Below are 26,177 nucleotides of genomic sequence, written 5' to 3' on the forward strand. Positions count from 1 at the left end.
ACCCGGTCAGGAGAGAACGCGTCACGTCCGTCCGCAGGCGTCGCAAGCACCGCACGAGTAACGAGAGTTCCACATGACAGCAGAGAGCACTCCGGCGCTCGTGCAGAGTGCGGACACCGACGGCCCGGCGCAAGCCGGGCCGTCGGCGGCCCGCGGTCCACGTGCGCGCAACACCAAGGCCTATCTCCAGTACGTGGCGGGCAAGATCGCGGGGGCGATCGTGTCGCTCTTCGCGGTCCTGGTCACCAGCTTCTTCCTGTTCCGCCTGATCCCCAGCGATCCGGTGAAACAGATGACCGGCGGGCGCCGTGTCTCGGCGCAGCAGCTCGAAGCGCTCCGCCACCAGTTCGGCCTCGACCTGCCGATGTGGCAGCAGTTCACCAACTACATCGGTGACGCGCTGACCGGCGACTTCGGCACGTCGTACCAGTTCCACACCCCGGTCATCGACAAGATCACCGAGGCGCTGCCGGCGACGCTGCTCCTGACCGGCACGGCGTACGTCCTCTACACCGCGCTCGGCATCTGGCTGGGCACGCGCACCGCCTGGCGCAACGGATCACGCAGCGACCGCTTCAACACCGCGTTCGCCCTCACGCTCTACTCGATCCCGTCGTTCTGGCTCGGTCTGCTCCTCATCATCGTCTTCTCGGTGGGGCTGGGCCCGATCCCGGGCCTGTTCCCGACGGGCGGCCTGGAGTCGGGCGGCGAGAGCGGGTTCGCGTACGTCATGGACGTCGCGCACCATCTGGTCCTGCCGGTGGTCACGCTGGTGGCGGTCGGCTACGCGCAGACGCTCCTCGTGATGCGCTCCTCGCTGCTCGACGAGATGGGCAGCGACTATCTGACGACGGCGCGCGCGAAGGGTCTGCGTGACGACGTCGTACGCCGCAAGCACGCCGTCCCGAACGCGATGCTGCCCACGTTCACGCTGATGTTCGTGAACCTCGGGCACGTCGTGGCCGGTCAGATCCTCGTCGAGACGGTCTTCTCCTGGCCCGGCCTCGGTGGCCTGTTCTACTCGGCACTCAGCGTGCCCGACCTGCCGCTCGTCCAAGGGCTGTTCTTCGTCTTCGCCACCGCGGTGATCCTGGCGAACACCCTCGCCGACGTGCTGTATCCGCTGCTCGATCCCCGGGTGGGCCGATGACTGCCGACACGAACACCGACCTCGACACCGCGCAGCTCCCGCCGCCGGCCGAGAAGAGCGCGCGGGCCTTGGCGCGCGCCCGCAAGCGCCGCTCCGTCGCCCGCTTCTGGCGCGAGTACCGCACCCACCGGAGCGGACTGTGGGGTCTCGCAGGGCTGATCCTGATCGCCCTCATCGCGATCTGCGCGCCCCTGCTCGTCGGCGCGGACTCGCAGAGCGTCACCGACGCGCCCGGCGGCGCCCTTGAGGCGCCCAGCGGTGAATTCCCGCTCGGCACCGACCAGTTCGGCCGCAGCGTGCTCGCCCTGCTGGTGTGGGGCGCGCGCGTGTCCCTCACCGTGGGCCTGCTGGCCGCGTTCCTGTGCGTGGCGATCGGCACGGTCGTCGGCATCGTCGCCGGTCACTTCCGTGGCTGGTACTCGACGGTCCTGATGCGGGTCACCGACTGGTTCCTGGTGATGCCGACGCTGGTCCTCGCGATCGCCCTCGCCACCGTGATGTCCCGCTCCATCTGGACGGTCATCCTGGCGATCGGCGTGACGACGTGGCCGACGACGGCCCGCCTGGTCCGCGCCCAGACGCTCGCCGTGGAGTCGCGGCCGTACATCGAGCGGGCCCGCGCGCTCGGCGGCGGGCACCGGCACATCATGCTGCGCCACGTCCTGCCGAACGTGATGCCGCTCGTCCTCGCGCAGACCACGCTCGTGATCTCCGGCGCGATCCTCACCGAGGCCACCCTCGCCTTCCTCGGCCTCGGCGACCCGACGATCACGTCATGGGGCGGCATGCTCCAGGACGCGCGCGAGGCGGGCGCGGTCAGCGCGGGCGACTGGTGGTATCTCGCGCCTCCCGGACTCGCCATCGCGCTGGTCGCGCTCGCGTTCACGCTGTGCGGCCGCGCCATCGAAGCCGTCCTCAATCCGAAACTGGGGGTGGCCAGGTGAGCCTTCTCGACGTCAGAAACCTCGAAGTGACGTACGCGGGCGGGGCACGGGCCGTCCGCGGCGTGAACCTCAGCGTCGACGCGGGCCAGAAGCTCGGCATCGCCGGCGAGTCCGGCTGCGGCAAGTCGACGCTCGCGCTCGCGCTGCTGCGTCTGCTGCCGGCCGGCACGAAGGTCTCCGGCGAGATCCTGCTGAACGGCGAGGACGTCCTCACGATGAAGTGGGGCCAGGTCAGGGCCGTGCGCTGGGCCGGCGCCTCGATCGTGTTCCAGGGCGCAATGCACTCGCTCAACGCGGTGCACCGCATCGGCGACCAGATCGCCGAGCCGATCCTGCTGCACAAGAAGGCGACGCCCGCGGGCGCGAAGAAGAGGGTCGCGGAGCTCCTGGAGCACGTCGGCCTGCCCGCCGCGCGCGCTGACGCGTATCCGCACGAGCTGTCCGGCGGCCAGCGCCAGCGCGTGATGATCGCGATGGCGCTCGCCTGCGACCCGGGCCTGATCATCGCGGACGAGCCGACGACGGCGCTCGACGTGATGATCCAGGCGCAGATCCTGCGCCTGATCGAGCAGCTCGTGTCCGATCAGGACCTCGGCCTCATCATGATCAGCCACGACCTCGCGGTCCTCTCGGACACCTGCGACCGGCTCGCGGTGATGTACGCGGGCCGCGTCGTCGAGGAGGGCCCCGCCTCCGAGGTCTACGAGAACGCGCAACATCCCTACGGGAAGGCCCTGTCGGCGGCGTTCCCGCGGATCGGCGACCCCGCGTCCCGGTTCGCGCCGCGCGGTCTGCCCGGCGACCCGCCCGACCCGTCGGCGCTGCCCACGGGCTGCACGTTCCACCCGCGCTGCCCGGTGGCGCTCGACAGCTGCATCACCGAGGACCCGGAACTACGGGCCGCGGCCACGGACCGGCGGGCGGCCTGTGTGCACGTGGGCGGCGCCACCGATCCGGACGACGCCGCCGGCGCCGAGGCAAGGAGCACCACAGCATGACCAGTACGTCCCCCCTGCTCACGGCCGGCGCGCTACACATCACCTTCCCCGGCCGCCGTGGCGCGGACCCCGCGCGCGCCGTGGACGGCGTCGACCTCGACATCGCGCCCGGCGAGATCGTGGCGCTGGTGGGCGAGTCGGGCTGCGGCAAGACGACGCTCGCCCGCTCCCTGCTCGGCCTGGTACCGCCGACGTCCGGCCGCGTCACGTTCGACGGGAAGCCCCTCGACTACTCCTCGCGCGCCCTCAAGGCGTACCGCAAGCGCGTGCAGCTGGTCCTCCAGGACCCCAGCGGTTCGCTGAACCCGCGGCACACGGTGTACGACGCGGTGGCCGAGGGCCTGCGCATCCACGGGTACGCGGGCGACGAGCGCGAGGCGGTGGCGAACGCCTTGTCACGAGCGGGACTTCGCCCGCCGGACCGCTTCTTCCTGCGCTACCCGCACGAGCTGTCGGGCGGCCAGCGGCAGCGCGTGGTGATCGCGGGCGCGCTCGTCCTCGACCCCGAACTGATCGTCGCAGACGAGCCCGTGGCGTCCCTCGACGCTTCGGTGCGCGGCGAGATCCTCGCGCTGCTGCTCAGGCTGCGCGACGAACTGGGCCTGTCCGCCCTGGTGGTGACGCACGACCTGGGTCTCGCCTGGAACATCGCGGACCGGGTCGCGGTGATGTACCTGGGCCGGATCGTGGAGACAGGAACGGTGGAGGAGGTCCTGACGGCGCCTCAACACCCGTATACGCAGGCCCTGTTGTCGGTCCTGCCGGAGGCGCCGGGTGATCCGGTCGTCCTCACGGGCGAGCCGCCGGACCCGTCGCGCATCCCGTCCGGGTGCCGCTTCCACGCCCGCTGCCAGATCCTGGCGTCGGGCGAGGCGGAACGCTCGGGCGTGGCGGAGCGCTGTCGCGGGGAGGACCTGCCGGTGCTGTCGGGCGCGAGCACGACCCAGGTGGCCTGCCACTGGGCGTCGGCCCAGGCCGGCCGGTCCGGCGTGTGAGGTTCGGGGGTCGCGGGGGCAGAGCCCTCGCGACCTCGGCCGATCCCGCCTACTCCCCCTCGTACGCCTCGACCAGTTCCCGGGACCGCTTCACGTCGTCCGCGATGGCGACCAGGAGCGCCTCGATCGAGTCGAACTTCGCCATGCCGCGCACATAGGCGAGGAAGTCGACGGCGACGTGCAGCCCGTACAGATCGAGGTCCACGCGGTCGATGGCGTAGGCCTCGACCGTGCGCTCGGTGCCGTCGAACTGCGGGTTGGTACCCACCGAGATCGCGGCGGGCATCGCCTCGTCCCCGACGTGCAGCCAGCCCGCGTAGACGCCGTCCGCCGGGATCGCGGTGTGCGGGAGCGTCTCCACGTTGGCGGTCGGGAAGCCCAGCTCACGGCCGCGCTGGGCGCCGCGCACGACCACACCCTCGACGCGGTGCGGGCGGCCGAGGATCTCGCGCGCGCCCTCCATGTCACCTTCGGCGACGAGCCGACGGGTCAGCGTGGACGAGAAGGGCTCGCCGCCGCCCGCCGAGCCGCTCACGTACAGGTCGACGACCTCGACCTCGAAGTCGTACGTCGCGCCCTGCTCGGCGAGGAACGCGACATTCCCCGCGGCTCGGTGGCCGAAGCGGAAGTTCGGCCCCTCGACTACGAGGCGCGCGTGCAGCTTGTCGACCAGGACCTTCGCGACGAACTCGGCCGGCGACAGCTTCGAGAACTCGGTGGTGAACGGCAGGATCAGCAGGGCGTCGACGCCGAGCTCCGCCATCAGTTCCGCGCGCCGGTGGTGCGGGGCGAGCAGCGGGGGGTGGCTGCCCGGGCGCACGACCTCGCTGGGGTGCGGGTCGAAGGTGACCACGACGGCGGGCACACCGAGCTCACGAGCCCGTTCGACGGCCCGGCCGATGATCAGCTGATGGCCGCGGTGCACTCCGTCGTAGGAGCCGATGGTGACGACGCTGCGCCCCCAGTCCTGGGGGATGTCCTCCAAGCCACGCCAGCGCTGCACGGTGATTGCTCCTCGCGAACCTGTGTACGACTGTTACGTCTCTTTGCCGAATACGCAGGTCTAAGAGTGCCATGCCGAGCGCCCACGCCCCGCATCGGGAGGCGCCGTACCGGCCGGGGCAGGTCAGGCGGGTACGCGCACCCCGGCCAGACCCCCGATCACGCGGCGGGCGCTCGGCCCGACGAGGGCGGCCCACTCGCGCGGCGCCCCCGCCAGCCACTGGACGAGAAGGGCGGCGAACCCAGGCACCGAGTCGGCGAACTCGACGAGGGCGCGGTCGAAGCGGGCGGCTCCCTCCGGGGTGCGGACGAGCCGTTGTCCGGTGCGCCGCACAAGGTCACGGGTGCGGGTCGCTCCGGCGCCCCCGGCGCTGCGAGCGGCGGTCCGCAGAACGGCGTCGAGCACGTCCGGGTCGTCCTCGCGGGCGAGCAGTACGTCGAGGAGCTCGCCGCGCAGGGCGCGCGAGGCGCCGGTTCCGGGTGCGGCGAGGACGGGCGCGAGCGCCGCCCGTCCGGCGGCCGGGCAGGTCCGGAGCAGCCCTGTGACGAGGGGAAAGAGCACCGCCCGCCCGGCCGGCCCGTGCTCCAGGCACCGATCGACGTACGCGGCGACGTCCTGAGCGGTGTCGGGCCGGTCCGCCGAGAGGTCCGCGACGAGAGCGGCCGCCCGCCGCGCGAGCGCGGGCGCGGTCACGCCGGCGAGTGCCCCCAGCACGTCGGCCGCACCGCCCGGCTCCCGCACACGGGCCCGGAAGGCGCGGAGAACCGGCTCCGGGTGCGTGGCAAGCGCGACGGCGAGCGCACTCACGGGCAACTGGGCATCGCCCTCCGCGAACCGCTCCAGGGCGCGTGCCAGATAGGTGTCGCGGGTCTGCGGGTCGCGCACGAGGAGGGCGAGCGCGGCGCCGTGCCGGGCGCTGTCGGTGGTGCGGGCGAGCAGGGCGAGCGCGGCGTAGCGCAGCAGCCCGCGATCGGCGTCGGTGGTGACGTGCGGGGCGACCCGCAACGCGTAGGTGACGGCGGACGCGCGGCGGGCGGGTCGCTCGTCGTGGGCCCAGCGGTCGACGGCGCGGCACAGCGCGGACGGCTCCTCGTCGGCGAGCACGGCGAGGAGTTCGTCGGCGTGCGGGTGCGCGCAGTCGGCGAGGGCCTCGGTGAGGTCGTCGACGGCGCGGTGCCGGTGGGTGTGCAGGAGTGCCTGGGCCGCGGTGGCGACGGTCGCGTCGGGCAGGGCGGGCAGTGGCCGCGCGTCGTCGAACCAACGGGTGAGGTGGACCTGGACGCCGGCCGGGTCCGCGGTGAGCAGGTCGGCGACGGTGTCCAGGTGGCGGTCCTGGCTCCCGGGCGGCGGATCGTGCACGACGAGGCGGCGCAGGAGGCCGAGGCGGTCGGCGTCCGTGACGGGGATCCGGCGCCAGAACGAGGGGTCGAGGCGTCCGCGGTCGGCGAGCGGTTCGAGCACCCCGAGATAGGGAGTGGCGTCGGGCACCCGCAGGAGCGCCTCCTCGACGAGGTGGGCCGCCCACCAGGAGGCGTCGGCGTCGCCGGGCGTGAGGGACCTGAGCGCCAACTCGGTCAGGTGCGCGCCGAGTTGGGCCGGTCCCTGCTGGCGTTCGACGAGGAGGAGGGCCTGGACGACGGGGCCCGCACGGTGCCGGGGCACGGGCACCGTGGGCGCGGCCCGGCCGGCGTCCCGGTCGCGGTGGACGAGCGCCCGCAGCGCCTCGTCCAGGTCCAGGTGCATGCCCTGGATCCAGTCGGCGACCTCCTCGTGCGCGAACCGGTAGCCGCGCCCCGCCGGGACGAGTACGCCTTCGGTGAGGACGGCCGGGGCCCACGCCGTGACGCCCCCGCCGCGCCGCCCCGGCAGCGCGCCCCAGGGGAACACCTCCTCGAACGCCTCCCGGTCCAACTCGCCCTGCCCCGGCCCCAGACAGCGCCGCGCCGCCTCGTGGACCTGACCGGAAACCCGGGCGGCGAGCCTGCGCACGGCCGTGCCGCGCAGCCCGTTCACAGCGGCGATGCGCACCGCCACCCGCAGGCACATGAGGTCGAGATACGCGGCGAAGACGGCGTCCCGGTCGGCGCTGCCCGGCACGGGCCCGGGCAGCGCGGCCCGCACCTCGGCGAGGAGCCGCAGCGCGAGCGGATGCCGTGCGTCCCGGCCGGCGAGCGCGTCCTCGGGCAGCCCGTACCGCTCCCGCGCCACGCGGGCCTGGTCGCCGGTCAGCTCCCCCAGCGGGACACAGGCGGGCAGCCGCCCGTTCCGTCCGTACAGCACACCAGGCGGGAACAGCTCGCCCGCGCGCTCCCAGTACTCCCCCCGGCACGCCACGACGAGCCGCACGCCGGTCTCGCGCAGCCAGCGCGTCGTGCCCTCGGTCCACTCCGCCAGCCGGTGCGCCAGGACGGGCGGCATCTCCTCGGGCCCGTCGAGCAGCAGGACGAGGGGCCGGCCGGCGGCGCGTGCGAGCGCCGCGATCCGCTCCGGCGACACATCGCCGACACCCGCACCGCCGGGCTCCGGGCCCCCGGGCTCGCCGGTCACGCCGGGGACGGCCCCGGTCAGTGACGCCGCGACGATGCGTCCGGCCCTGACCAGCGCCCGCCTCGCGGCGTCGGCCACGCTCCGGTCGTCGCCGTTCAGGTCCGCGCCGCGCAGCCAGAGGGTGGGGGCGGGGTGGGCCCCGCGGCCGCGTCGCGCGGCACAGGCGGCGAGCTCCGTCGTACGGCCGCTGCCCGGCGCTCCCACGAGGGCCAGGACCGCCGCGCCGGACGCCTCGAACGCGGCGAACTCCCTTGCCACCTCGGGACGTTCGACCAGCTCTGGGTCGAGGACCGCACCCGGCCCGTCGGACCCGACCGACGTGGCCGTCAGCTGGAGCGCGCCCGCCGGATTGAGGTCGTCCCCGTACACCGGCACGGTGGCCGCGTTCCGCGCGAGGAGCGCGGCGAGCGGCCCCTCCGGGTCGGCGGCAGCGGCCTCCCGCAGCGGCACGGCAAATCCGGCGGCGGCCCGATGCCCGGCTTCGAGCGCCGTGCCGAGAACGGCGAGAACGGCGCCCGAAGCGGCGTCGACGACGGGTCCCCCGGCCGCCCCTCCCCCGAGCCTCAGCGCGTCGCGGCCGTCCGTGCCGATGGCCAGCTCCATGACCCCGGGAACGATATGGAAGCGGTCGGTCGCGGTGTACGTGACGTCGGCATGGCCGAGGACGCGCGCCTCGCGCCAGCCGCCGGCGGCGATCCGCACATAGGCCCCCGCTCCGGCCGGGCCCCGGACGGCCACCGGCAGCGGGCGCATCCCAAGGCCCTCCGTCGCGTCGGTGCGGATGAGCGCGAGGGCCGATTCGGGCAGCGGGACGACGTCGGCGGCGCCCACGACACAGGTGATCCCGCCGGGCGCGTGCAGCACGACACGGCCGAGTCCGTCGACCACTTCATGGCTGGTGACGACGGTGCCGTGGTCGTCGGCGACGAAGCCGGCGCCGCGCGGGCGTCCGGCCAGATCGAAGACATGGACGAGGGGCGGCCCGGTCCCGGGATCCGTCGCGTCCCCGTCGCCGGCCCGGAGGCCACGTCCCGCCATCGTCGAACCTCCCGCCACGCCCCGTAGGACCGACGGTAGGCGCGCGGTGATCAGCGGAACAGGCGCCAGAGCGAACGCGCCCCCTTCCACTCCCTCGGTTCACTCCGAGCGCCCGCCCGAAGGGGTGAACAGATCGGGGGTGATGGATAGACCCTTGGAGGGGGGTCCGTGGAGCGGCACGCAGCTGACTGCGCGCGCCGCTCCACGGCGGGGGGCGGCGAAGAGATCAGCCGAAGACGGCGAGGCTCTTCGCCTTGCCCTTCGACTCCTCCACGAGCGCGAGGAACACGCCCTCGGGGTCGAACACGGCGACGGGCCCGGCGCCCGCGTACTCGCCGGGCACCTCCAGACGGACCCCGTTGAGCAGCAGCTTGGCGCGCTTGGCGTCCACGTCCCAGCGGGGGAAAGCGGCGGTGGCGGCGTCCGCGACGGGCATCACCGTCAGCTCCTCCTGGAGCTGGTCGAGGGTACGCGCGGAGTCCAGCTTGTAGGGGCCGACCCGCGTGCGCCGCAGCGCCGTGAGGTGACCGCCGACGCCCAGGTCCGCGCCCAGGTCCCTGGCGAGGGCCCGGATGTACGTCCCGGACGAGCAGACCACCGAGACGACCAGGTCGAGGACCGGGGTGCCGTCCTCGGCGACCGCGTCCCTTATGTCGTAGACGGTGAAGGACGAGACGGTGACCGGCCGCGCCGGGATCTCGAACTCCTCGCCCTCACGGGCCCGCTTGTAGGAACGCACACCGTTGATCTTGATGGCGCTGACCTTGGACGGCACCTGCATGATGGCGCCCGTCAGCTTGGCGACCCCGGCGTCGATCGCGTCGCGGCGCACGCCGGACGCGTCCGTGGACGACGTGAGGTCGCCCTCGGCGTCGTCGGTCAGCGTGTTCTGGCCGAGCCGGATCGTGCCCAGGTACTCCTTCTCGGTCAGCGCGAGATGGCCGAGCAGCTTGGTCGCTCGCTCCACGCCGAGGACCAGGACACCGGTCGCCATGGGGTCGAGCGTGCCCGCGTGGCCGACGCGGCGGGTCTTCGCGATCCCGCGCATCTTGGCCACCACGTCGTGCGAAGTGAAGCCCGACGGCTTGTCGACAATGACAAGACCGTCGGGCGTCGGGGTGTTCTTCTGCGTCATTCCGAGGCTTCGCCGTCCTCGTCCGCGCCGTCCTCGTCCTCGGGCTTGCGGTACGGGTCCGCACCCCCGGCGAACTCGGCGCCGGCGGACGCCTCCCGGACCTTCGCGTCCGAGATCCTGGCCTTGTCGAGGAGGTCATCGATGGCCTTGGCGTTGTCCGGCAGGGCATCCGCCACGAAGGCCAGGGTCGGCGTGAACTTCACACCGGCCGCCTGGCCCACCGCCGAACGGAGTACGCCCTTGGCGCTCTCGAGGCCGGCCGCGGCAGCGGCACGCTCCTCGTCGTCGCCGTAGACCGTGTAGAAGACGGTCGCCTCCCGCAGGTCACCCGTCACCCGGGTGTCCGTGATGGTCACATGCGTACCGAGCCGCGGGTCCTTGATCCCGCGCTGGAGCTTCTTGGCCACCACCTCTCGGATGAGGTCCGCCAGCCTTTTCGCCCGCGCGTTGTCGGCCACTGCGCCGTCTCCTTCTTCGCCTTGCTCTTAAAGTCAGTCTTCGTCGCCGTGGAGCCTGCGTCGAACGGAGAGCAGCTCCACCTCGGGACGGGCGGCGATCAGACGCTCGCACCGGTCCAGTACGTCGGTGAGGTGCCCCGTGTCCCCGGAGACCATCGCCAGGCCGATCTCGGCCCTGCGGTGAAGTTCCTGGTTCCCGGTCTCCGCCGCACTCACCGCGTACTTGCGCTGGAGTTCGGCGACTATCGGGCGGATCACGGAGCGTTTCTCCTTCAGCGAGTGAACGTCGCCGAGGAGCAGATCAAAGGACAGAGTCCCCACATACATGTGTGTCCGGATGTCCCGCCGGTTCGGGTTCGTGGCCCCGCCAACCACTTGGCAGGGACACCAGAACCGTACACGCAACGGCCGGGGCCGATCGACGGGATTTCGTCCCGCCGACCGGCCCCGACCTTCACCGTGCGCGGATCAGGCGCGCGGCTTCTCGCGCATCTCGTACGTCGCGATGACGTCGTCGATCTTGATGTCGTTGAAGTTTCCGAGGTTGATACCGCCCTCGAAGCCTTCGCGGATCTCGGTGACGTCGTCCTTGAAGCGACGCAGACCGGAGATGTTGAGGTTCTCCGCGATGACCTTGCCATCGCGCAGCAGGCGCGCCTTGGTGTTGCGCTTGACCTCGCCGGACCGGACGAGCACACCGGCGATGTTGCCCAGCTTGGACGAGCGGAAGATCTCGCGGATCTCCGCCGTGCCGAGCTCGACCTCTTCGTACTCCGGCTTGAGCATGCCCTTGAGGGCCGCCTCGATCTCCTCGATGGCCTGGTAGATCACCGAGTAGTAGCGGACGTCGACGCCCTCGCGGTCCGCCATCTGGGCCGCGCGGCCCGCAGCGCGGACGTTGAAGCCGATGACGATCGCGTCGGAGCCGGTCGCCAGGTCGATGTCCGACTCGGTGACGGCACCCACGCCGCGGTGCAGGACGCGGATGTCGACCTCTTCGCCGACGTCGAGCTGGAGCAGCGAGGACTCGAGAGCCTCCACCGAACCGGACGCGTCGCCCTTGATGATGAGGTTGAGTTCCTGCACCAGACCGGCCTTGAGGGCCTCGTCCAGGTTCTCCAGGGAGAACCGGACGCCACGCCGCGCGAAGTTGGCGTTGCGCTCGCGAGCGGCACGCTTCTCGGCGATCTGACGGGCCGTACGGTCCTCGTCGACCACCAGGAAGTTGTCGCCGGCACCCGGGACGTTGGTGAGACCGAGCACGAGGACGGGGGTCGAGGGACCCGCTTCCTCGACGTTGTTGCCGTTGTCGTCGAGCATCGCGCGGACACGGCCGTACGCGTCGCCGACGACCATCGTGTCACCGATGCGCAGCGTGCCGCGCTGGACCAGGACGGTCGAAACGGCACCGCGGCCACGGTCGAGGTGGGACTCGATCGCAATACCCTGCGCGTCCTGCTCCGGGTTGGCCCGCAGGTCGAGCGAGGCGTCCGCGGTCAGGACCACGGCCTCGAGCAGGGAGTCGATGTTCAGACCCTGCTTGGCGGAGATGTCGACGAACATCGTGTCGCCGCCGTACTCCTCGGCCACCAGACCGAACTCGGTGAGCTGACCGCGCACCTTGGTCGGGTCGGCACCCTCGACGTCGATCTTGTTGACCGCGACGACGATCGGCACGCCGGCCGCCTTCGCGTGGTTGAGCGCCTCGATCGTCTGCGGCATGACGCCGTCGTTGGCCGCGACCACGAGGATCGCGATGTCCGTCGACTTCGCACCACGGGCACGCATGGCGGTGAACGCCTCGTGACCCGGGGTGTCGATGAAGGTGATGCGGCGCTCTTCCTCGTTGACCTCGGTGGAGACCTGGTACGCACCGATGTGCTGCGTGATACCGCCGGCCTCGCCCGCGACGACATTCGTCTTGCGGATGGTGTCGAGCAGTCGGGTCTTACCGTGGTCGACGTGACCCATGACAGTCACGACCGGCGGACGCGCGACGAGGAACTCCTCGCCACCCTCGTCCTCGCCGAACTCGATGTCGAAGGACTCGAGCAGCTCGCGGTCCTCCTCCTCGGGGCTGACGATCTCGAGGATGTAGTTCATCTCATCCGCGAGGAGCTTCAGCGTCTCGTCGGAGACGGACTGCGTGGCAGTGACCATCTCGCCGAGGTTCATCATCACGGCGACGAGCGACGCCGGGTTGGCGTTGATCTTCTCCGCGAAGTCGGTGAGGGAGGCACCGCGCGACAGACGGACGGACTGTCCGTTGCCGCGAGGCAGCATGACGCCGCCGACCGACGGGGCCTGCATGGCCTCGTACTCCTGGCGCCTCTGCCGCTTCGACTTACGGCCACGACGGGCGGGCCCGCCGGGACGGCCGAACGCACCCTGCGTGCCACCACGGGCACCGGGACCACCGGGACGACCGCCACCGGGACGACCGGCGAAGCCGCCACCGCCACCGGGACGACCGGCGAAGCCGCCACCGCCGCCACCGGGACGACCGGCGAAACCGCCACCGCCGCCACCGGGACCGGCCGGACGGCCGGCGAAGCCGCCACCGCCACCGGGACGACCGCCGCCGCCACCCGGGCGACCGCCGCCGCCGGGACCACGGCCACCGCCGGGACCACCACCGGGACGCGGGCTGCCGGCAGCGGGACGCTGCGGCATCATGCCCGGGTTCGGACGGTTACCACCGGGGGCACCACCCGGACGCGGAGCGCCGGCCTGCGGACGGGGCATGCCGCCCGGAGTCGGACGGGCGCCGCCCTGACCCTGCGGACGCGGGGCGCCACCGGGGCCACCCTGCGGGCGCGGGCCGCCGGGGCCACCCTGGCCGCCGCCGGGACGCGGGGCACCGCCGGGACGGGGCGCCTGGGGGCGCGCCATGCCGGTGGAGCCACCAGAGGTGAACGGGTTGTTACCGGGACGCGGGCCGGCGGGACGACCGCCGGGACGCTGGCCCTGACCCTGGCCGCCGGGGCGCGGGGCACCCTGACGGTCGCCGCGGTCACCACGGTCACCGCGGTCGCCACGACCCTGACCCTGAGCACCCTGGCCGGGACCGGCCGGACGGGCGCCACCGGGCTTGGGGGCACCGGGACGGGCACCCGGACGCGCACCGGCTGCCGGGGAGGCCGCGGGGGCCTGGGCAGCGGGAGCGGCCGGAGCCGCGGGCGGCGCCGTGAACTCGGGCGCGGCCGGGGCCGGAGCCGCGGGACGCGGAGCCGGCTTCGGGCCGGGCGTCGGACGCTGACCGGCGGCCGGGGTCACCGGGGCGGCGGCAGCGGGCTTCTCCGCGGCGGCAGGCTTGGGAGCCGGCGGGCGCGGAGCAGCAGGCTTTGCGGCCTGCGCCGGAGACGGGGTCGGACGGGCCGGCGAGGGCTTCGCGGGCGCGGCCTTGCGGGCGGCGGGCTTGCCGCCGCCACTGCCCTGCTGGAGGGCGTCAGTCAGCTTGCGTACTACAGGCGCCTCGATCGTCGAGGACGCCGAACGGACAAATTCACCGAGTTCTTGGAGCTTGGCCATGACGACCTTGCTCTCCACCCCGAACTCCTTGGCGAGTTCGTATACCCGGACCTTAGCCACTTCGCTCCTTTTAGGTCCGGGTTACGCCGGACCGTCGCTACTTCATGGGCGTACTCATCGCGTGCTCATCGAGTGCTCATCGCAATCTCGACCTACTTCCAACTCGCGGGGGTACCAGGACCGCACGGGGTCCCGTACGGCACGTTCTACGGTGTTACCTGCTCGACGCGGTGGCGCAGTGCCTCCGTATCGAACGGTCCAGGGGCTTTGAACGCCCTCTGGAACGCCCGGCGGCGGACCGCCAGGTCGAGACAGACCAGGGCGGGATGCACGTACGCACCCCGGCCGGGCAGCGTACCGCGCTGATCGGGGACACATTCACCCTCGATCACCACGATGCGCAGCAGATCGCTCTTGGCCGTTCGCTCCCGGCATCCCACACACGTGCGCTCTGGGCATGCACCGGCATGCGTCCGGCCAGACACGCTTAAGTCTACCTCCCCGCACCGACCTCACCCCTTTGGGGCAAAAATCGAACGGTTGTTGTCGTGATCTTTGTGGTGGCTACTCCGCCGGCTGCTGCTCGGTGTCCGGACGGATGTCGATCCGCCAGCCCGTGAGCCGCGCGGCGAGGCGGGCGTTCTGGCCCTCCTTGCCGATGGCGAGCGACAGCTGGTAGTCCGGCACGATCACCCGTGCCGAGCGGGCAGCCATGTCCACGACCTCGACCTTGGACACGCGCGCCGGGGACAGGGCGTTGGCCACCATGTCGGCCGGGTCGTCGGACCAGTCGACGATGTCGATCTTCTCGCCGTTGAGCTCGGCCATGACATTGCGCACACGGCCGCCCATCGGGCCGATGCAGGCGCCCTTGGCGTTCAGTCCGGAGCGGGTCGAGCGGACCGCGATCTTCGTGCGGTGCCCGGCCTCGCGCGCGATTGCTGAGATCTCCACGGAACCGTCGGCGATCTCGGGGACCTCGAGCGCGAACAGCTTCTTCACCAGGTTCGGGTGCGTGCGCGACAGGGTCACGGAAGGACCGCGCACACCCTTCGCCACGCGCACCACGTACGAGCGAAGGCGCATGCCGTGCTGGTACTCCTCGCCCGGGACCTGCTCCTGCACCGGCAGGATGGCCTCGAGCTTGCCGATGTCGACGAGCACGTTCTTCGGGTCGCGGCCCTGCTGGACCACGCCCGTCACGATGTCGCCCTCGCGGCCGGCGTACTCGCCGAGCGTCGCGTCGTCCTCGGCGTCGCGCAGCCGCTGCAGGATGACCTGCTTCGCGGTCGTCGCGGCGATACGGCCGAAGTCGGACGGGGTGTCGTCGAACTCCCGGGCCTCCTGGCCCTCTTCGAGGTCCGCCGGGTCCTCCTTCGCCCACACCGTCACATGTCCGCTCTCACGGTCGAGGCGCACGCGCGCGTGGCGACGGCTTCCCTCGGTGCGGTGGTAGGCGATGAGGAGGGCCGACTCGATCGCTTCGACCAGCAGGTCGAAGGAGATCTCCTTCTCTCGCACCAGACCCCGCAGGGCACTCATGTCGATGTCCACGGCTACGCCTCCTCTGCATTCTCTTCGTTCTTGTTCTTACGGTTGAACTCGACCTGGACACGCGCCTTGGCGATGTCGTCGAAGGTGAGCCTGCGGGCGGTGGGCTTGCGCCCCTTCACGCCGGGCACCTCGAGGTCCAGGCCCTCGTCGTCGACCTTCAGGATCCGCGCGACGAGCTCGGTGTCGGCGTCGTCGGCCAGCTGGAACTTCACCAGGCGGTCGACCGCACGCAGGTAGTGCCGGTGCTCGGTCAGCGGCCGCTCGGCGCCCGGGGTGCCGACCTCGAGGTCGTACTCGCCCTCACCCATGGCGTCCGTCTCGTCCAGCTTCGCCGAGAGCGCACGGCTCACATCGGCGACCTGGTCCAGATCGGCTCCGGAATCGGAGTCGACGACGACTCGCAGCACTCGCTTACGTCCGACCGATGCCACTTCGATCTCTTCGAGATCGAGGCCCTGGGAGCTCACGAGCGGTTCCAGTAGTGACCGCAGCCTCTCGCTCTGGGTGGTGCTCATCCGGGTGACTCCTCGGCCGCGTGTGCTGTTGTGGTCTCGTCGTGCGTCAGGTCAAAGGGTATCCGGTCCAGGGGGGTGTTGCCGTCCACCAGGCAGGGGCCGAAGGTACGGTGATCACCGGGCCTGCCGCCCGCCGCTCCTGCTGAATCCTTCCTGCCATCCTTCCTGCCGAGGACGTCTGCCGTGCCGTTGACCACTGGGGCCCCCGCGGGGCCGCGTAGAAGGAGCCTGCTGGCCTCGGTGACCGGGGCCGCGCTCCTGACGGGCTGTTCCGACGCCGAGGACCCCGCGTCGGACGGTGCCAGGGGCGCCCGCAGCGCCTCCGCCACACAGCGGATCAAGGCGCGCGCCGCCCGCGACAGCGGCGACCTGCTCGACCGTTACGAGGCCGCGCTCGGGGCCCATCCGGCCCTGGCCGCACGGCTCGGCCCGTTGCGCGACGAGGTGGCCCGGCACGCGAAGTCCTTCGGTGCGCCGGCTCGCCCGGCCGCACCGGCCTCTCCCTCGCCGTCCGCCTCACCGGCCTCCGAGAAGGACACGGTGAGCGCACTGGCGAAGGCCGAGCGGGATCTCGCCGACCGCCGTGCGGCCGCCCTGGTCGAGGCCCCCGCCGAACTGGCGCGCCTGCTGGCCTCGGTGGCCGCCGCGGGCGCCGGCCACGCGTATCTGCTGACGAAGGACTGACATGGCCGACATGCGCGACAAGGACGACAGCGACAAGCAACTCCTCACCGCGGTCCAGGCCGCACTGGCCGCCGAGCACGCGGCCGTGTACGGCTACGGCGTCGTCGGCGGCCGGATCAGCGAGGCCCGCAGGCCCGAGGCGCGCACCGCGTACGACTCCCACCGTGCGCGCCGCGACGACCTGCGGCGCACGGTCCGTGACCTCGGCGGCGACCCCGAGCCGTCCGCGGGCGCCTACGCGCTGCCCTTCCCCGTACCGGACCCGGCGGCGGCCGCGCGGCTCGCGGCGGACATCGAGGACCGCGTCGCCGGGGTCTACTCGGACCTGGTGCGGGCCTCCGAGGGCGCACGGCGCAGGGGGGCGGCGGACGCGCTGCGCGAGGCGGCGGTGCGGGCGGTGCGGTGGCGGGGTGGCAGCGTAGCCTTCCCTGGTCTCGCCGAGCGGTCCGCGGCGCCCGAAGCGTCCGCGACACCGCAGGCGTAGCCGGCACGGTCACACGTACGGTCCGCGGTCACGGGGACGGTCACGGGGAAGGGAGTTACTCACGCATGTCTTTCGAACCGCCGAAGCGGCTGGTCAACGCGCTCGGCGAGGTGCGGGACGACGGGGCGTCCGCGTGGCTTGCGAGGCTGCCGGAGATCCTTCAAGAGGCCGTGGAGCGGCTTGAGTTGACGGTCGAGCGGGTGCACGTGCCGGGCGGGCGCAGCAGCCTCGTCGTCCTGGTGCGGCGGGCCGACGGGTCGCCCGCCGTCCTCAAACTGGCGCCGGAGCGCTTCCGCCCGGAGGCCGAGCACGCGGCTCTCACCCACTGGAACGGCTTCGGGGCGGTGCAGCTCCTCGGCGACGGGGGCGGCCTGCTCCTGGAGCGGCTGCATCCCGAGGTGTCGGTGCGCTCGCTGCCCGAGGCGAAGGCACTGTTGGAGGCGGCCGGCACGCTGCGCAGGCTGTGGGTGAACCCGCCGTCCTGGCGTTCCTGCGAGACGGTCGCCGACCGGACGGGCCGTCAGGCCGAGGCGATGCGAGCCACCGCCGCCGCGGAGCCGGATGTCGTGCCCCTGGTCGACGCGGCGCTCACGGCGCGGGACGAGCTGCTCGTGGCTCCGCCGGAGGTGCGGCTGCTGCACGGGACGTTCCGGCAGAGCAAGGTGCTGGCCGGGGAGCGGACGCCGTGGCTCGCGGTCGGGCCCGACCCGGTCGTCGGCGAGTGCGCCTTCGATCTCGCGCGGCTCGTCAGGGACCGGGTGGAGGACCTGATCGCGTCGCCGTCCGGCGCGGCGACGACGCGGCGGCGCGTGAAGCGGCTCGCGGAGTCCCTCGACGTGGACCAGGAGCGGCTGCGCGGCTGGACGCTGTTCCGTGCGGTGGAGTCCGGTGTACGGGCCCTGCGCGTGGGGCGTGAGCGGGACGCGGAGTTGTTGCTGGAGTTCGCGGGCTGGCTCTGACGGTTGTCGCGTGAGGGCCGGACGGGCTCGTCGCGGAACACGACTGAGGGCCGGGACATCACGTCCCGGCCCTCAGTGCTCGCGTATCAGGCCGTGAGGCGCGCGATGGCCTCTTCGACCGTCACTTCCTCGCGCTCGCCGGTCTTGCGGTCCTTCAGTTCCACGACGCCCTCGGCCGAGCGGCGGCCGGCGACGAGGATCTGCGGGACACCGATCAGTTCGGCGTCGGTGAACTTCACGCCCGGCGAGACACCGGCGCGGTCGTCGACCAGGACGCGGACTCCGGCGGCGCCCAGCTTCTGGGAGACGTCGAGCGCCAGCTCCGTCTGGAGGGCCTTGCCGGCGGCGACCACGTGGACGTCGGCCGGGGCGATCTCCTTGGGCCAGCACAGGCCCTTGTCGTCCGCGGTCTGCTCGGCGAGGGCGGCCACCGCGCGGGAGACGCCGATGCCGTACGAGCCCATGGTCACACGGACCGGCTTGCCCTGGTTGCCGAGGACGTCGAGCTGGAAGGCGTCGGCGTACTTGCGGCCGAGCTGGAAGATGTGGCCGATCTCGATGGCGCGGTCCAGGCGCAGGCCGGTGCCGCACTTGGGGCAGGGGTCGCCCGCCTCGACCACGACGACGTCGAGGTAGTCGTCGACCTCGAAGTCGCGGCCCGCGACGACGTTCTTCGCGTGCTTGCCGGGCTTGTTGGCGCCCGTGATCCAGGCCGTGCCGGCCGCGATGCGGGGGTCGGCGATGTAGCGGACCTTCTCCAGGCCCTGCGGGCCCACGTAGCCGCGTACGAGGTCGTCGCGACCCTCGAAGTCCTCGGCCGTGACGAGCTCGACGACGGCCGGGGAGAGATGCTCGCCGAGCTTGCCGAGGTCCACCTCGCGGTCGCCGGGCACGCCCACGGCAACGATCTCGCCGTCGACCTTGACCAGGAGGTTCTTCAGGGTCTCCGAGGCCTGGACGCCGAGGTGGGCGGCGAGGGTCTCGATGGTCGGGGTGTCGGGGGTGTCGAGCTCCTCGACGGCCGGGTGCTCGGCGCTCGCGGGGACCGGGGCGGCGAAGGTGACGGCCTCGGTGTTGGCGGCGTAGTCGCAGGCCGGGCAGTCGACGAAGGTGTCCTCGCCGGCCGGGGCCGGGGCGAGGAACTCCTCGGAGGCCGAGCCGCCCATCGCGCCGGAGACGGCGGAGACGATGCGGTGGTCGAGGCCGAGGCGCTCGAAGATCTTGATGTACGCCTCGCGGTGCAGGGCGTACGACTCGGCCAGGCCCTCGTCGGTGGTGTCGAAGGAGTACGAGTCCTTCATGAGGAACTCGCGGCCGCGCAGGATGCCGGCGCGCGGGCGGGCCTCGTCGCGGTACTTCGCCTGGATCTGGTAGAGGACCACGGGCAGGTCCTTGTAGGACGAGCACTGGTCCTTGACCAGCTGCGTGAAGATCTCCTCGTGGGTCGGGCCGAGGAGGTACTCCGCGCCCTTGCGGTCCTTGAGGCGGAACAGCTCGGGGCCGTACTCCTCCCAGCGTCCCGTCGCCTCGTAGGGCTCCTTGGGCAGCAGGGCGGGGAGCAGGACCTCCTGGCCGCCCATGTCGTCCATCTCCTCGCGGACCACGCGGGCGACGTTCTCGAGGACCTTCTTGCCCAGCGGCAGCCAGGACCAGATGCCGGCGGCCGTGCGGCGCACGTACCCGGCACGGACGAGCAGCTTGTGGTTGAGCGTCTCGGCGTCGGCCGGGTCGTCACGCAGTGTCTTGACCATCAACCGGGACATGCGCTGGACCTGGGCCATGATTTTGACTCCTGCTGCGAAAGGTAGGGATGTGCAGGAGGTTAGCCGGGTCCGTCCCGCGCCCGGAAATCGGCTGCCTTCAGCGACGCAGCGGGAGCGGTGCGCCCATGACCGCGTAGGGCCGGGGAGCGCTGGGGAAGACGACCTGCCGGGCGAGGTCCTCGTAGCCGAGCGAGTGGTACAGGCCGCGGGCCGGGCTGTCGAAGTCGATGGCCGAGAGGATGGACCTGGACTCGTCGGCGCTGTCCGTGATGGCCGTGATGAGGGACCGGCCGATCCCGCGGTTCTGGTAGCGGGGGTGGACGTGCAGCTCGGTGATCACGAAGGAGTCGTCGAGCCATCCGTCCAGCGAGCGCGAGCGCAGATAGGGCTCCACCACGGTGGACCACCAGTGGGCACGGTCGTTCGGCATGCCGTAGACGAAGCCGACGAGTCGGCCGCCCTCGGTGTGGGCGCCGAGGGCGCGTGCTCCGGGGTAGGTGAGGTGCCGCAGCACGATCTGGCGGCGCACGGCGATCTCGTCGTCGCTCAGACCGAAGGCGTACGCCTGCACGGCCAGTGCCTCGTCCACGTGTTCCGCGAGGTCGAGAGGCCCGATGGTGACGACGTCGTCCTGGGTCATGACGGGGAGACTACAGGGCCGTCCGGCGGCCCTCATCTGATCAGACGGGCAGCCGGGGAACGCTGTCGAGCAGCCTCCGCGTGTAGCGGTGTTCGGGCGATCCGAGCACGTCACGGGTCTCGCCCTGCTCGACGACGCGTCCGCGTTCGAGTACGGCGGTCCGTTCGCACAGGGCGGCCACCACGGACAGGTCGTGGGAGACCATCACGATGGTCAGCCCCCGCTCCCGCTTGAGCTCGCCGAGCAGGTCGACGACCTTGACGCGGGTGGTGACGTCGAGCGCGCTGACGGGTTCGTCGGCGAGCAGGACGCGCGGGTCGCACACGGTGGCCCGGGCGATGGCGATGCGCTGGCGCTGGCCGCCGGAGAACTCGTGGGGGTAGCGCGACGCCGCGTCCGCCGGGAGCCCGACCTGTTCGAGGGCCTCGGCGACCTTCGCGTGCGCGGCGGCGCCGGTGGCCACGCCGAGCGAGCGCAGCGGCTCGGCGACGATGCGGCTGACGCGCTGGCGCGGGTCGAGGGAGGCGTACGGGTCCTGGAAGACGCACTGCACGGCGCGCCGGAAGCGCCGCATCTGCTCGCGGTCGCCGAGCCGCAGCGGGTCCCCGTCGAAGCGGACCGTGCCGGTGCCGGGGCCCGCGAGGCCGAGCAGCAGCCGGAGCAGGGTCGTCTTGCCGGCCCCCGACTCGCCGACGAGCGCGAGGCTGTGGCCCGCGTCGACCTTGAGGGAGACGTCCTCGACGACGGGCGCCGCGCTCCCCCGGTAGGTGTGTCCGACCGAGTCGAGTTCCAGTACGGCGGTCATCGGGGCTCTCCCAGGTCGAGGGCGGATTCGAGTTTCCGCGCGCTGTCGACGAGCGCCTTCGTGTACGCCTGCCGGGGCGCGCGCACCAGGTCGCGTACCGTCCCGTCCTCGACGGCGCGCCCGTCCTTCATCACGAGGACGCGGTCGGTGACCCGCGAGACGACGGCCAGGTCGTGGCTGACGAAGAGCACGGCCATACCGCGCTCGCCGACGAGGGTGTCGAGCAGGACGAGCATCTCGGACTGCACGGTGACGTCGAGCGCGGTGGTCGGCTCGTCGGCGATGAGCAGAGCGGGGTCGCAGGCGAGCGCCATCGCGAGGGCCACGCGCTGGCGCTGGCCGCCGGATATCTCGTGCGGGAACGCGCGGGCGATGCGCCCGGGTTCGGGCAGCCTGACCTGTTCGAGGGCCTCGGCGACGGCCTTGCGGAGCGCGTCGCCCTTGAGGCCGCGGCGGCGGCGCAGTGGTTCGGCGAGCTGCCTGCCCACGCGCATGAGCGGGTCGAGCGCGGTCAGCGGCTCCTGGAAGACGATCGCGGCGGCGCGGCCGCGTACGCCGACGAGCCGTTTCTCGCTCGCGCCGACGATCTGGGTGCCGTCGAGTTCGACGCTGCCCGTGGCGGTCATCCCGTCGGGGAGCAGGCCGAGCACGGCGAGGGTGGTGAGTGACTTGCCTGACCCGGACTCGCCGATGAGGCCGAGCCGTTCGCCCCGGTCGACGGAGAAGCCGAGGCCGGAGACGAGGTCGCGGCCGTCGCCGGTGCGGATGGTGAGGTCGCGTACGTCGAGCAGGCTCATGCCGCTGTCCTCCTGCGCCGGGCCGGGTCGAAGGTGTCGCGCAGGCCGTCGGCGACGAGGTTGACGCCGATGACGAGCAGGACGAGGAGGATGCCGGGCGCGAGGGCGCCCGCCGGCGCGGTCGTGAACGTCGCCTGGGCCTCCTGGAGCATGCGCCCCCACGAGGCGTTGGGCGGCGGGGCACCGAGGCCGAGGTAGGACAGGCTCGCCTCGGCGAGGACGGCGAGTCCGAACTGGAGCGCCAGGTTGACCGAGAGCGTCGGCCAGATGTTGGGCAGCACGTGCTCTCCGACGATCCGCGGCCAGGACGTGCCGGAGGTGCGTGAGGCGGTGATGTAGTCCTGCGCGAGGACGCGTTTGGCCAGGATCCGGGTGAGGCGCGCGACGATCGCGCTCTGGGCGAGGCCGATCGCGATGATCGCCGAGGTGAGGGTCGCCGAGCGGGCGGAGACGATCAGCATGGCGAGCAGCAGTGTCGGGAACGCGATGAGGATGTCGAGCAGGGCCGAGACGGTGTCGTCGAACCAGCCCTGCGCGAACGCCGCAACGAGGCCGAGCGTGATGCCGACGACGGCCGCGATCAGGACGGACCCGAGACCGGCCGCGATCGCGATCCTGGACCCGGTCATGAGCTGCGTCAGCAGGTCGCGGCCGAGCTTGTCGGTGCCGATCAGGTGTCCGTCGCCCGGCCCGGCGAGCCGTCCTCCGGAGGTGTCCGAGGGGTCGTACGGCAGCCAGAAGAGGGAGACGAGGGCGATGAGCGCGATGAGTCCGGCGAGGACGCACCCCGTCCACAGGGTTGCGGAACGCTTCATCGGGCGCCTCCCGAGAGCCGGTCGCGCAGCCGTGGGTCGATGATCCGCTGCACGAGGTCGGCGGCGAAGCCGATGAGCAGCACGGCGAGGGTGGAGACGAACAGGACGCCCTGGATGACGGGGTAGTCGTGCTGGGCGATGCCGGTGGCGAGCAGGGAGCCGAGCCCCGGCAGCGCGAACACGGACTCGACGACGACCGCACCGAGCAGGGTCGACGCCAGTTCGATGCCGAGGATCGAGATGACCGGCACGGAGGCGTTGCGCAGTCCGTGGCGCCACATGGCCTGTCCGAAGGACGAGCCGAGGGCGCGCGAGGTGCACAGGAAGTCGCTGTCGAGGACGTCGAGCGTCGCCGATCTGACGTAGCGGATCAGGGACGCCGACATGACCAGGGCGATGGTGACGACGGGCAGGACGAGTGAGCGGATCGCCTGTGCGGGGTCGGACCAGCCGTCCTGCGGGAAGCCGCCGGACGGCAGCCAGCCCGCGTTCAGCGCGAACACGACGATGAGGATCATGCCGAGCCAGAACACCGGTACGGCGATGCCCAGTTGGGACACCCCGCTGAGCAGTGCGCCGTACCAGGTCCGGCGCTTGTAGGCGGCGACGAAGCCGGCCGGGACCGCGATCAGCACGGCGAGCACGAACGCGGACAGGGTCAGCGGCACGGTCACGCTCAGGCGCTGGACGACCTCGGGTCCGACCGGCAGCGAGCTGACGAAGGACGTGCCGAGGTCGCCGGTCGCGAGCTGCCCGATCCAGTGGGTGAACTGCTCGGGCAGCGGTCGGTCGGATCCGATGGAGTGCCGTGCCGCCGCGATCTGCTCCGGTGAGGCGCCCACGGAGGTGAGGGCGTTCGCCGGGTCGCCGGGCAGCATCCTCAGGAGCACGAACAGGACGATGCTCGCGAGGACCAGGGAGACGACGAGGAAGGCGAGGCGGCGCAGGAGATAGCCGGTCATCAGCCCTTCTTTATGTCGTACGCGAAGAACTGCGAGTTCAGACCGTTGAGCGGGTAGCCGGACAGCTTGCTGTTGGCGACGACGATCTGCGGGTACAGGTACAGCCAGTCGCTGGCGGCGTCCTCGGCGGTCTTGCGGTTGACCTTCTTGAGGATGTCGGTCTGCTGCCGGGTCGACGACGCCTTCTCGGCGTCCTCGACCCACTTGACGACCTGCTTGTTGTCGTAGCCCCAGTAGAAGTCGGGGTTGCCGTACCAGACGACGTCACGGTCGTTCACGTGCTCCTGGAGCGTGGCCGAGAAGTCGTGGTTCTTGTAGACCTTCGTGTACCACTCGTCGGGCGTGATCGTGTTGATCTTGACGGTGATGCCGACCTTGGCGAGCTGCGACTTGATGAAGGTGGCGGCCGTCGGGTGCGGGTCGTAGTTCGGGGTGTCCAGCGTGAAGCTGAAGCCCTTCGCGTAACCGGCTTCCTTGAGCAGCTTCCTGGCCTCGGTCGGGTCGTACGCGTTGACCTTGGTCAGGTCCTCGTACCAGGGGTCGGTGGGCGGCACCATCGACCCGATCTCCTTGCCGTATCCGCCCCAGACGGACTCGAGGAGCTTCTTGTCGTCGATCGCGGACGAGACGGCCTTGCGGACCTTGACGTCCGTGAAGGGCTTGGCCTTGTCGTTGAAGGCGAGCAGGAGCTTGGTCGTCGAGTTGCCGTCGTTGACCTTGTAGCTCTGGTTGGACTTGAACTGGTCGAGGGCATCGGGCGACTGCTCGCTGGTGACGACGTCCACGGCGTTCGTCAGAAGCGCGTTGTTCAGCGCGGTCGCGTCCTTGTAGTAGTGGAAGACGGCCTGCTTGTTCGTGGCGGCGGTGCCCCAGTAGCCGGGGAAGCGGTCGAGGCTGAGCGCGGAGCCGCGCGTCCACTTGCCCAGCTTGTACGGGCCCGTGCCGTCCTCGGTCGTCTTCAGGTTCTTCGCCTGGTCGTTGATGATCCAGACGTAGGAGAGGTTGTAGACGAAGGAGATCGACTTCTGCTTCAGCGTGACCTTCACGGTCTTCGCGTCGGGGGTGTCGACCGCCTTGATGACCTCGAGGTTGCTCTTGCGCGCGGACTGCGAGTCCGGCGCGATCACCTTCTCCAGGCTGTACTTGACGTCCTTGCTGGTCAGCGCCTTGCCACTGTGGAACTTCACGCCGTCGCGCAGGGTGAAGGTGTAGGTGAGCCCGTCGCCGGAGACCTTGTAGTCCTTGGCGAGGAGGTTCTCGACCTTGCCGTCGTCGGTGAGCTTGAACAGGCCCTCGTAGACATTGCCGTTGAGCGCCTCGGTGACGCCCTGGCCGCCGCCCCCGGTGTTGTCCAGGTTCTGCGGCTCGTACAGGGAGCCGATGTTGACCGTGGCGTTCTTGTCGTACGAGCCACTGCCGCCGCTGCTGCTGTTGTCGCCGGAGCCGCCGCACGCGGCGAGGGTCACGGCGAGGGCGACGGTGAGCACACCGGCGGACAGGGGCTTCTTGGGGAGGTTCATGGATGCTGCCTTCGTGCGGGGCGCGGGGAGGGGGAGCGCAGGGAGGGGGAGCGCGGGGATCAGTGCTGGTCGGCGAAGCCGTCGCGGAAGACGGGGAGCTTCTCGCCCGCTTCCACGGGCAGCTGGAAGCGGTTCTGCCGCGGCGGCATCGGACAGTTGTACTGATCGGAGAAGCCGCACGGCGGGACGAACGCGCGGTTGAAGTCGAGCCGCACCCGCCCCTCTCCCGTGTGCTCGACGAAGAGGAACCGGCCCGCGCCGTAGGTGGCCGCCCCGTTGGTCGGGTCGCCGAAGACGAGCAGCAGCGTGCCGTCGTCGTCGAAGGCGCTGAGTGTGTAGTCGGTGCCGTCGACGGTGAGCGCGATGTCGCCGGGGACGGCGAGGTCGCGGGTGCCGCCGTTGTCCCGGATGTGCTCGAAGGCGACGCGGCGGCCGTCCTCGACGGGGGTGTACGTGGCGTCCAGGACCCAGGCCGGGTCGAACGGGAACGCGTCGGTGCGCTCGAAGTTCCGGATCGCGGGGGACTCGGCGTCCCAGAACCGCAGCGCGTACTCGGGCTCGCCGGTCACCATGTCGGTGCGCTCGACGGTGGTGACGGTCACGCTGCCGCGCTGGCCGGCGCGGGCCGCCGTGAGGTCGGGGCGCTCGCCCGCGGGCAGCCAGCGGGTCTCGGCGAGGGCGAGGTTCCCGGTGGGACCGGTGACGGAGCGGTGCCGCTCGGCACGCCACTCCTCCCAGGCTCGGGAGGGATCACTGGCACGGTCGGGCATGGCGGCACTCATTCGCGTAGAAACTCATCAGCATCCACGCCGGTGTGCACACGGAGGTTGCTCACACTGGGTGAAGCTTGAACCAAAGGAGCTTCTTTATCTTCCATAAG

24 protein-coding genes are annotated in these 26,177 nt (G+C 71.6%); 7 read left to right on the forward strand and 17 right to left on the reverse strand.

Translation table 11 applies throughout. The features are described from left to right. Positions 1-73 precede the first annotated feature (73 nt). Genes OG758_RS17485 through OG758_RS17500 form a run of 4 tightly spaced genes read left to right on the forward strand, consistent with a single transcriptional unit; the run spans position 74 to position 4,087 of the window. Complete coding sequence (locus OG758_RS17485; protein ID WP_266559408.1) at positions 74-1,150, forward strand: ABC transporter permease; 1,077 nt, start codon at positions 74-76, stop codon at positions 1,148-1,150. Further along, positions 1,147-2,094, forward strand: a complete 948-nt coding sequence (locus OG758_RS17490; protein ID WP_326710883.1) for an ABC transporter permease — start codon at positions 1,147-1,149, stop codon at positions 2,092-2,094. Before OG758_RS17485 ends, OG758_RS17490 begins: the two co-directional genes overlap by 4 nt. After that, positions 2,091-3,092, forward strand: a complete 1,002-nt coding sequence (locus OG758_RS17495) for an ABC transporter ATP-binding protein (protein ID WP_326710884.1) — start codon at positions 2,091-2,093, stop codon at positions 3,090-3,092. Before OG758_RS17490 ends, OG758_RS17495 begins: the two co-directional genes overlap by 4 nt. Then, positions 3,089-4,087 (forward strand): ABC transporter ATP-binding protein, encoded by a 999-nt coding sequence (locus OG758_RS17500; protein ID WP_326710885.1) that lies wholly within the window; start codon positions 3,089-3,091, stop codon positions 4,085-4,087. The genes OG758_RS17495 and OG758_RS17500 overlap by 4 nt, the downstream gene beginning before the upstream one ends. Positions 4,088-4,136: 49 nt before the next feature. Here the strand turns inward: OG758_RS17500 and OG758_RS17505 are convergent, their stop codons facing one another. The 9 genes from OG758_RS17505 to rimP form a co-directional block, all read right to left on the reverse strand. Continuing rightward, on the reverse strand, positions 4,137-5,090 hold the full coding sequence (locus OG758_RS17505; protein WP_326710886.1) for a bifunctional riboflavin kinase/FAD synthetase: 954 nt from the start codon (positions 5,088-5,090) through the stop codon (positions 4,137-4,139). A 123-nt stretch (positions 5,091-5,213) separates the two neighbouring features. After that, positions 5,214-8,675 (reverse strand): serine protease, encoded by a 3,462-nt coding sequence (locus OG758_RS17510; RefSeq protein WP_326710887.1) that lies wholly within the window; start codon positions 8,673-8,675, stop codon positions 5,214-5,216. Positions 8,676-8,901: 226 nt separating this feature from the next. Then, positions 8,902-9,810 carry a tRNA pseudouridine(55) synthase TruB gene (gene truB / locus OG758_RS17515; RefSeq protein ID WP_227297573.1) on the reverse strand — a complete coding sequence of 303 codons (909 nt, stop codon included), beginning with the start codon at positions 9,808-9,810 and terminating at the stop codon, positions 8,902-8,904. Further along, positions 9,807-10,268, reverse strand: coding sequence for a 30S ribosome-binding factor RbfA (rbfA, locus tag OG758_RS17520; RefSeq protein ID WP_100595134.1), 462 nt, complete (start codon positions 10,266-10,268; stop codon positions 9,807-9,809). The genes truB and rbfA overlap by 4 nt, the downstream gene beginning before the upstream one ends. 33 nt (positions 10,269-10,301) lie before the next feature. Next, positions 10,302-10,595 (reverse strand): DUF503 domain-containing protein, encoded by a 294-nt coding sequence (locus OG758_RS17525; protein WP_116509238.1) that lies wholly within the window; start codon positions 10,593-10,595, stop codon positions 10,302-10,304. A 141-nt stretch (positions 10,596-10,736) separates the two neighbouring features. Further along, on the reverse strand, positions 10,737-13,859 hold the full coding sequence (gene infB / locus OG758_RS17530; protein ID WP_326710888.1) for a translation initiation factor IF-2: 3,123 nt from the start codon (positions 13,857-13,859) through the stop codon (positions 10,737-10,739). 146 nt (positions 13,860-14,005) lie between these two features. Continuing rightward, positions 14,006-14,284: a YlxR family protein gene (locus OG758_RS17535; RefSeq protein ID WP_266559427.1), complete on the reverse strand. Its 279-nt coding sequence runs from the start codon at positions 14,282-14,284 to the stop codon at positions 14,006-14,008. 79 nt (positions 14,285-14,363) lie between these two features. Further along, complete coding sequence (gene nusA / locus OG758_RS17540) at positions 14,364-15,353, reverse strand: transcription termination factor NusA (protein WP_326710889.1); 990 nt, start codon at positions 15,351-15,353, stop codon at positions 14,364-14,366. Between the two features lie 2 nt (positions 15,354-15,355). Further along, positions 15,356-15,868, reverse strand: a complete 513-nt coding sequence (rimP, locus tag OG758_RS17545) for a ribosome maturation factor RimP (RefSeq protein ID WP_326710890.1) — start codon at positions 15,866-15,868, stop codon at positions 15,356-15,358. A gap of 183 nt (positions 15,869-16,051) precedes the next feature. Here rimP and OG758_RS17550 point away from each other — a divergent pair, with 183 nt between their 5' ends. From OG758_RS17550 to OG758_RS17560, 3 genes are all read left to right on the forward strand, one after another. Further along, complete coding sequence (locus OG758_RS17550; protein WP_326710891.1) at positions 16,052-16,552, forward strand: hypothetical protein; 501 nt, start codon at positions 16,052-16,054, stop codon at positions 16,550-16,552. 1 nt (position 16,553) lies between these two features. Beyond that, complete coding sequence (locus OG758_RS17555; protein ID WP_326710892.1) at positions 16,554-17,036, forward strand: ferritin-like domain-containing protein; 483 nt, start codon at positions 16,554-16,556, stop codon at positions 17,034-17,036. A 65-nt stretch (positions 17,037-17,101) separates the two neighbouring features. Next, entirely contained in the window at positions 17,102-17,995 is an 894-nt protein-coding gene (locus OG758_RS17560; protein ID WP_326710893.1) for an aminoglycoside phosphotransferase family protein, read from the forward strand. An 86-nt stretch (positions 17,996-18,081) separates the two neighbouring features. On the opposite strand, the gene OG758_RS17565 is transcribed toward OG758_RS17560, so the two are convergent. From OG758_RS17565 to OG758_RS17600, 8 genes are all read right to left on the reverse strand, one after another. After that, the gene (locus OG758_RS17565; protein WP_326710894.1) at positions 18,082-19,776 is read right to left on the reverse strand and encodes a proline--tRNA ligase; all 1,695 of its coding nucleotides are present in this window, start codon (positions 19,774-19,776) and stop codon (positions 18,082-18,084) included. Between the two features lie 79 nt (positions 19,777-19,855). Then, positions 19,856-20,398, reverse strand: coding sequence for a GNAT family N-acetyltransferase (locus OG758_RS17570; RefSeq protein ID WP_326710895.1), 543 nt, complete (start codon positions 20,396-20,398; stop codon positions 19,856-19,858). Between the two features lie 40 nt (positions 20,399-20,438). Next, positions 20,439-21,203 carry an ABC transporter ATP-binding protein gene (locus OG758_RS17575; RefSeq protein ID WP_326710896.1) on the reverse strand — a complete coding sequence of 255 codons (765 nt, stop codon included), beginning with the start codon at positions 21,201-21,203 and terminating at the stop codon, positions 20,439-20,441. Continuing rightward, positions 21,200-22,000 (reverse strand): ABC transporter ATP-binding protein, encoded by an 801-nt coding sequence (locus tag OG758_RS17580; RefSeq protein ID WP_326710897.1) that lies wholly within the window; start codon positions 21,998-22,000, stop codon positions 21,200-21,202. The genes OG758_RS17575 and OG758_RS17580 overlap by 4 nt, the downstream gene beginning before the upstream one ends. Then, entirely contained in the window at positions 21,997-22,815 is an 819-nt protein-coding gene (locus OG758_RS17585) for an ABC transporter permease (RefSeq protein WP_326710898.1), read from the reverse strand. The genes OG758_RS17580 and OG758_RS17585 overlap by 4 nt, the downstream gene beginning before the upstream one ends. Next, positions 22,812-23,777 carry an ABC transporter permease gene (locus tag OG758_RS17590; protein ID WP_326710899.1) on the reverse strand — a complete coding sequence of 322 codons (966 nt, stop codon included), beginning with the start codon at positions 23,775-23,777 and terminating at the stop codon, positions 22,812-22,814. Before OG758_RS17590 ends, OG758_RS17585 begins: the two co-directional genes overlap by 4 nt. Then, entirely contained in the window at positions 23,777-25,297 is a 1,521-nt protein-coding gene (locus OG758_RS17595) for an ABC transporter substrate-binding protein (RefSeq protein ID WP_326710900.1), read from the reverse strand. The genes OG758_RS17590 and OG758_RS17595 overlap by 1 nt, the downstream gene beginning before the upstream one ends. Positions 25,298-25,356: 59 nt before the next feature. Next, entirely contained in the window at positions 25,357-26,079 is a 723-nt protein-coding gene (locus tag OG758_RS17600; RefSeq protein ID WP_326710901.1) for a DUF1684 domain-containing protein, read from the reverse strand. Positions 26,080-26,177 lie beyond the last annotated feature (98 nt).

Source organism: Streptomyces sp. NBC_01474, from assembly GCF_035918215.1.
Classification (GTDB): Bacteria; Actinomycetota; Actinomycetes; order Streptomycetales; family Streptomycetaceae; genus Streptomyces; species Streptomyces aureus.

Coding starts and splice junctions, on each gene's coding strand:
- OG758_RS17485 (WP_266559408.1), top strand. CDS start 74: ATGACAGCAGAGAGCACTCCGGCGCTCGTGCAGAGTGCGGACACCGAC.
- OG758_RS17490 (WP_326710883.1), top strand. CDS start 1,147: ATGACTGCCGACACGAACACCGACCTCGACACCGCGCAGCTCCCGCCG.
- OG758_RS17500 (WP_326710885.1), top strand. CDS start 3,089: ATGACCAGTACGTCCCCCCTGCTCACGGCCGGCGCGCTACACATCACC.
- OG758_RS17510 (WP_326710887.1), bottom strand. CDS start 8,675: ATGGCGGGACGTGGCCTCCGGGCCGGCGACGGGGACGCGACGGATCCC.
- truB (WP_227297573.1), bottom strand. CDS start 9,810: ATGACGCAGAAGAACACCCCGACGCCCGACGGTCTTGTCATTGTCGAC.
- OG758_RS17525 (WP_116509238.1), bottom strand. CDS start 10,595: ATGTATGTGGGGACTCTGTCCTTTGATCTGCTCCTCGGCGACGTTCAC.
- rimP (WP_326710890.1), bottom strand. CDS start 15,868: ATGAGCACCACCCAGAGCGAGAGGCTGCGGTCACTACTGGAACCGCTC.
- OG758_RS17555 (WP_326710892.1), top strand. CDS start 16,554: ATGGCCGACATGCGCGACAAGGACGACAGCGACAAGCAACTCCTCACC.
- OG758_RS17560 (WP_326710893.1), top strand. CDS start 17,102: ATGTCTTTCGAACCGCCGAAGCGGCTGGTCAACGCGCTCGGCGAGGTG.
- OG758_RS17565 (WP_326710894.1), bottom strand. CDS start 19,776: ATGGCCCAGGTCCAGCGCATGTCCCGGTTGATGGTCAAGACACTGCGT.
- OG758_RS17570 (WP_326710895.1), bottom strand. CDS start 20,398: ATGACCCAGGACGACGTCGTCACCATCGGGCCTCTCGACCTCGCGGAA.
- OG758_RS17575 (WP_326710896.1), bottom strand. CDS start 21,203: ATGACCGCCGTACTGGAACTCGACTCGGTCGGACACACCTACCGGGGG.
- OG758_RS17580 (WP_326710897.1), bottom strand. CDS start 22,000: ATGAGCCTGCTCGACGTACGCGACCTCACCATCCGCACCGGCGACGGC.
- OG758_RS17585 (WP_326710898.1), bottom strand. CDS start 22,815: ATGAAGCGTTCCGCAACCCTGTGGACGGGGTGCGTCCTCGCCGGACTC.
- OG758_RS17590 (WP_326710899.1), bottom strand. CDS start 23,777: ATGACCGGCTATCTCCTGCGCCGCCTCGCCTTCCTCGTCGTCTCCCTG.
- OG758_RS17595 (WP_326710900.1), bottom strand. CDS start 25,297: ATGAACCTCCCCAAGAAGCCCCTGTCCGCCGGTGTGCTCACCGTCGCC.
- OG758_RS17600 (WP_326710901.1), bottom strand. CDS start 26,079: ATGAGTGCCGCCATGCCCGACCGTGCCAGTGATCCCTCCCGAGCCTGG.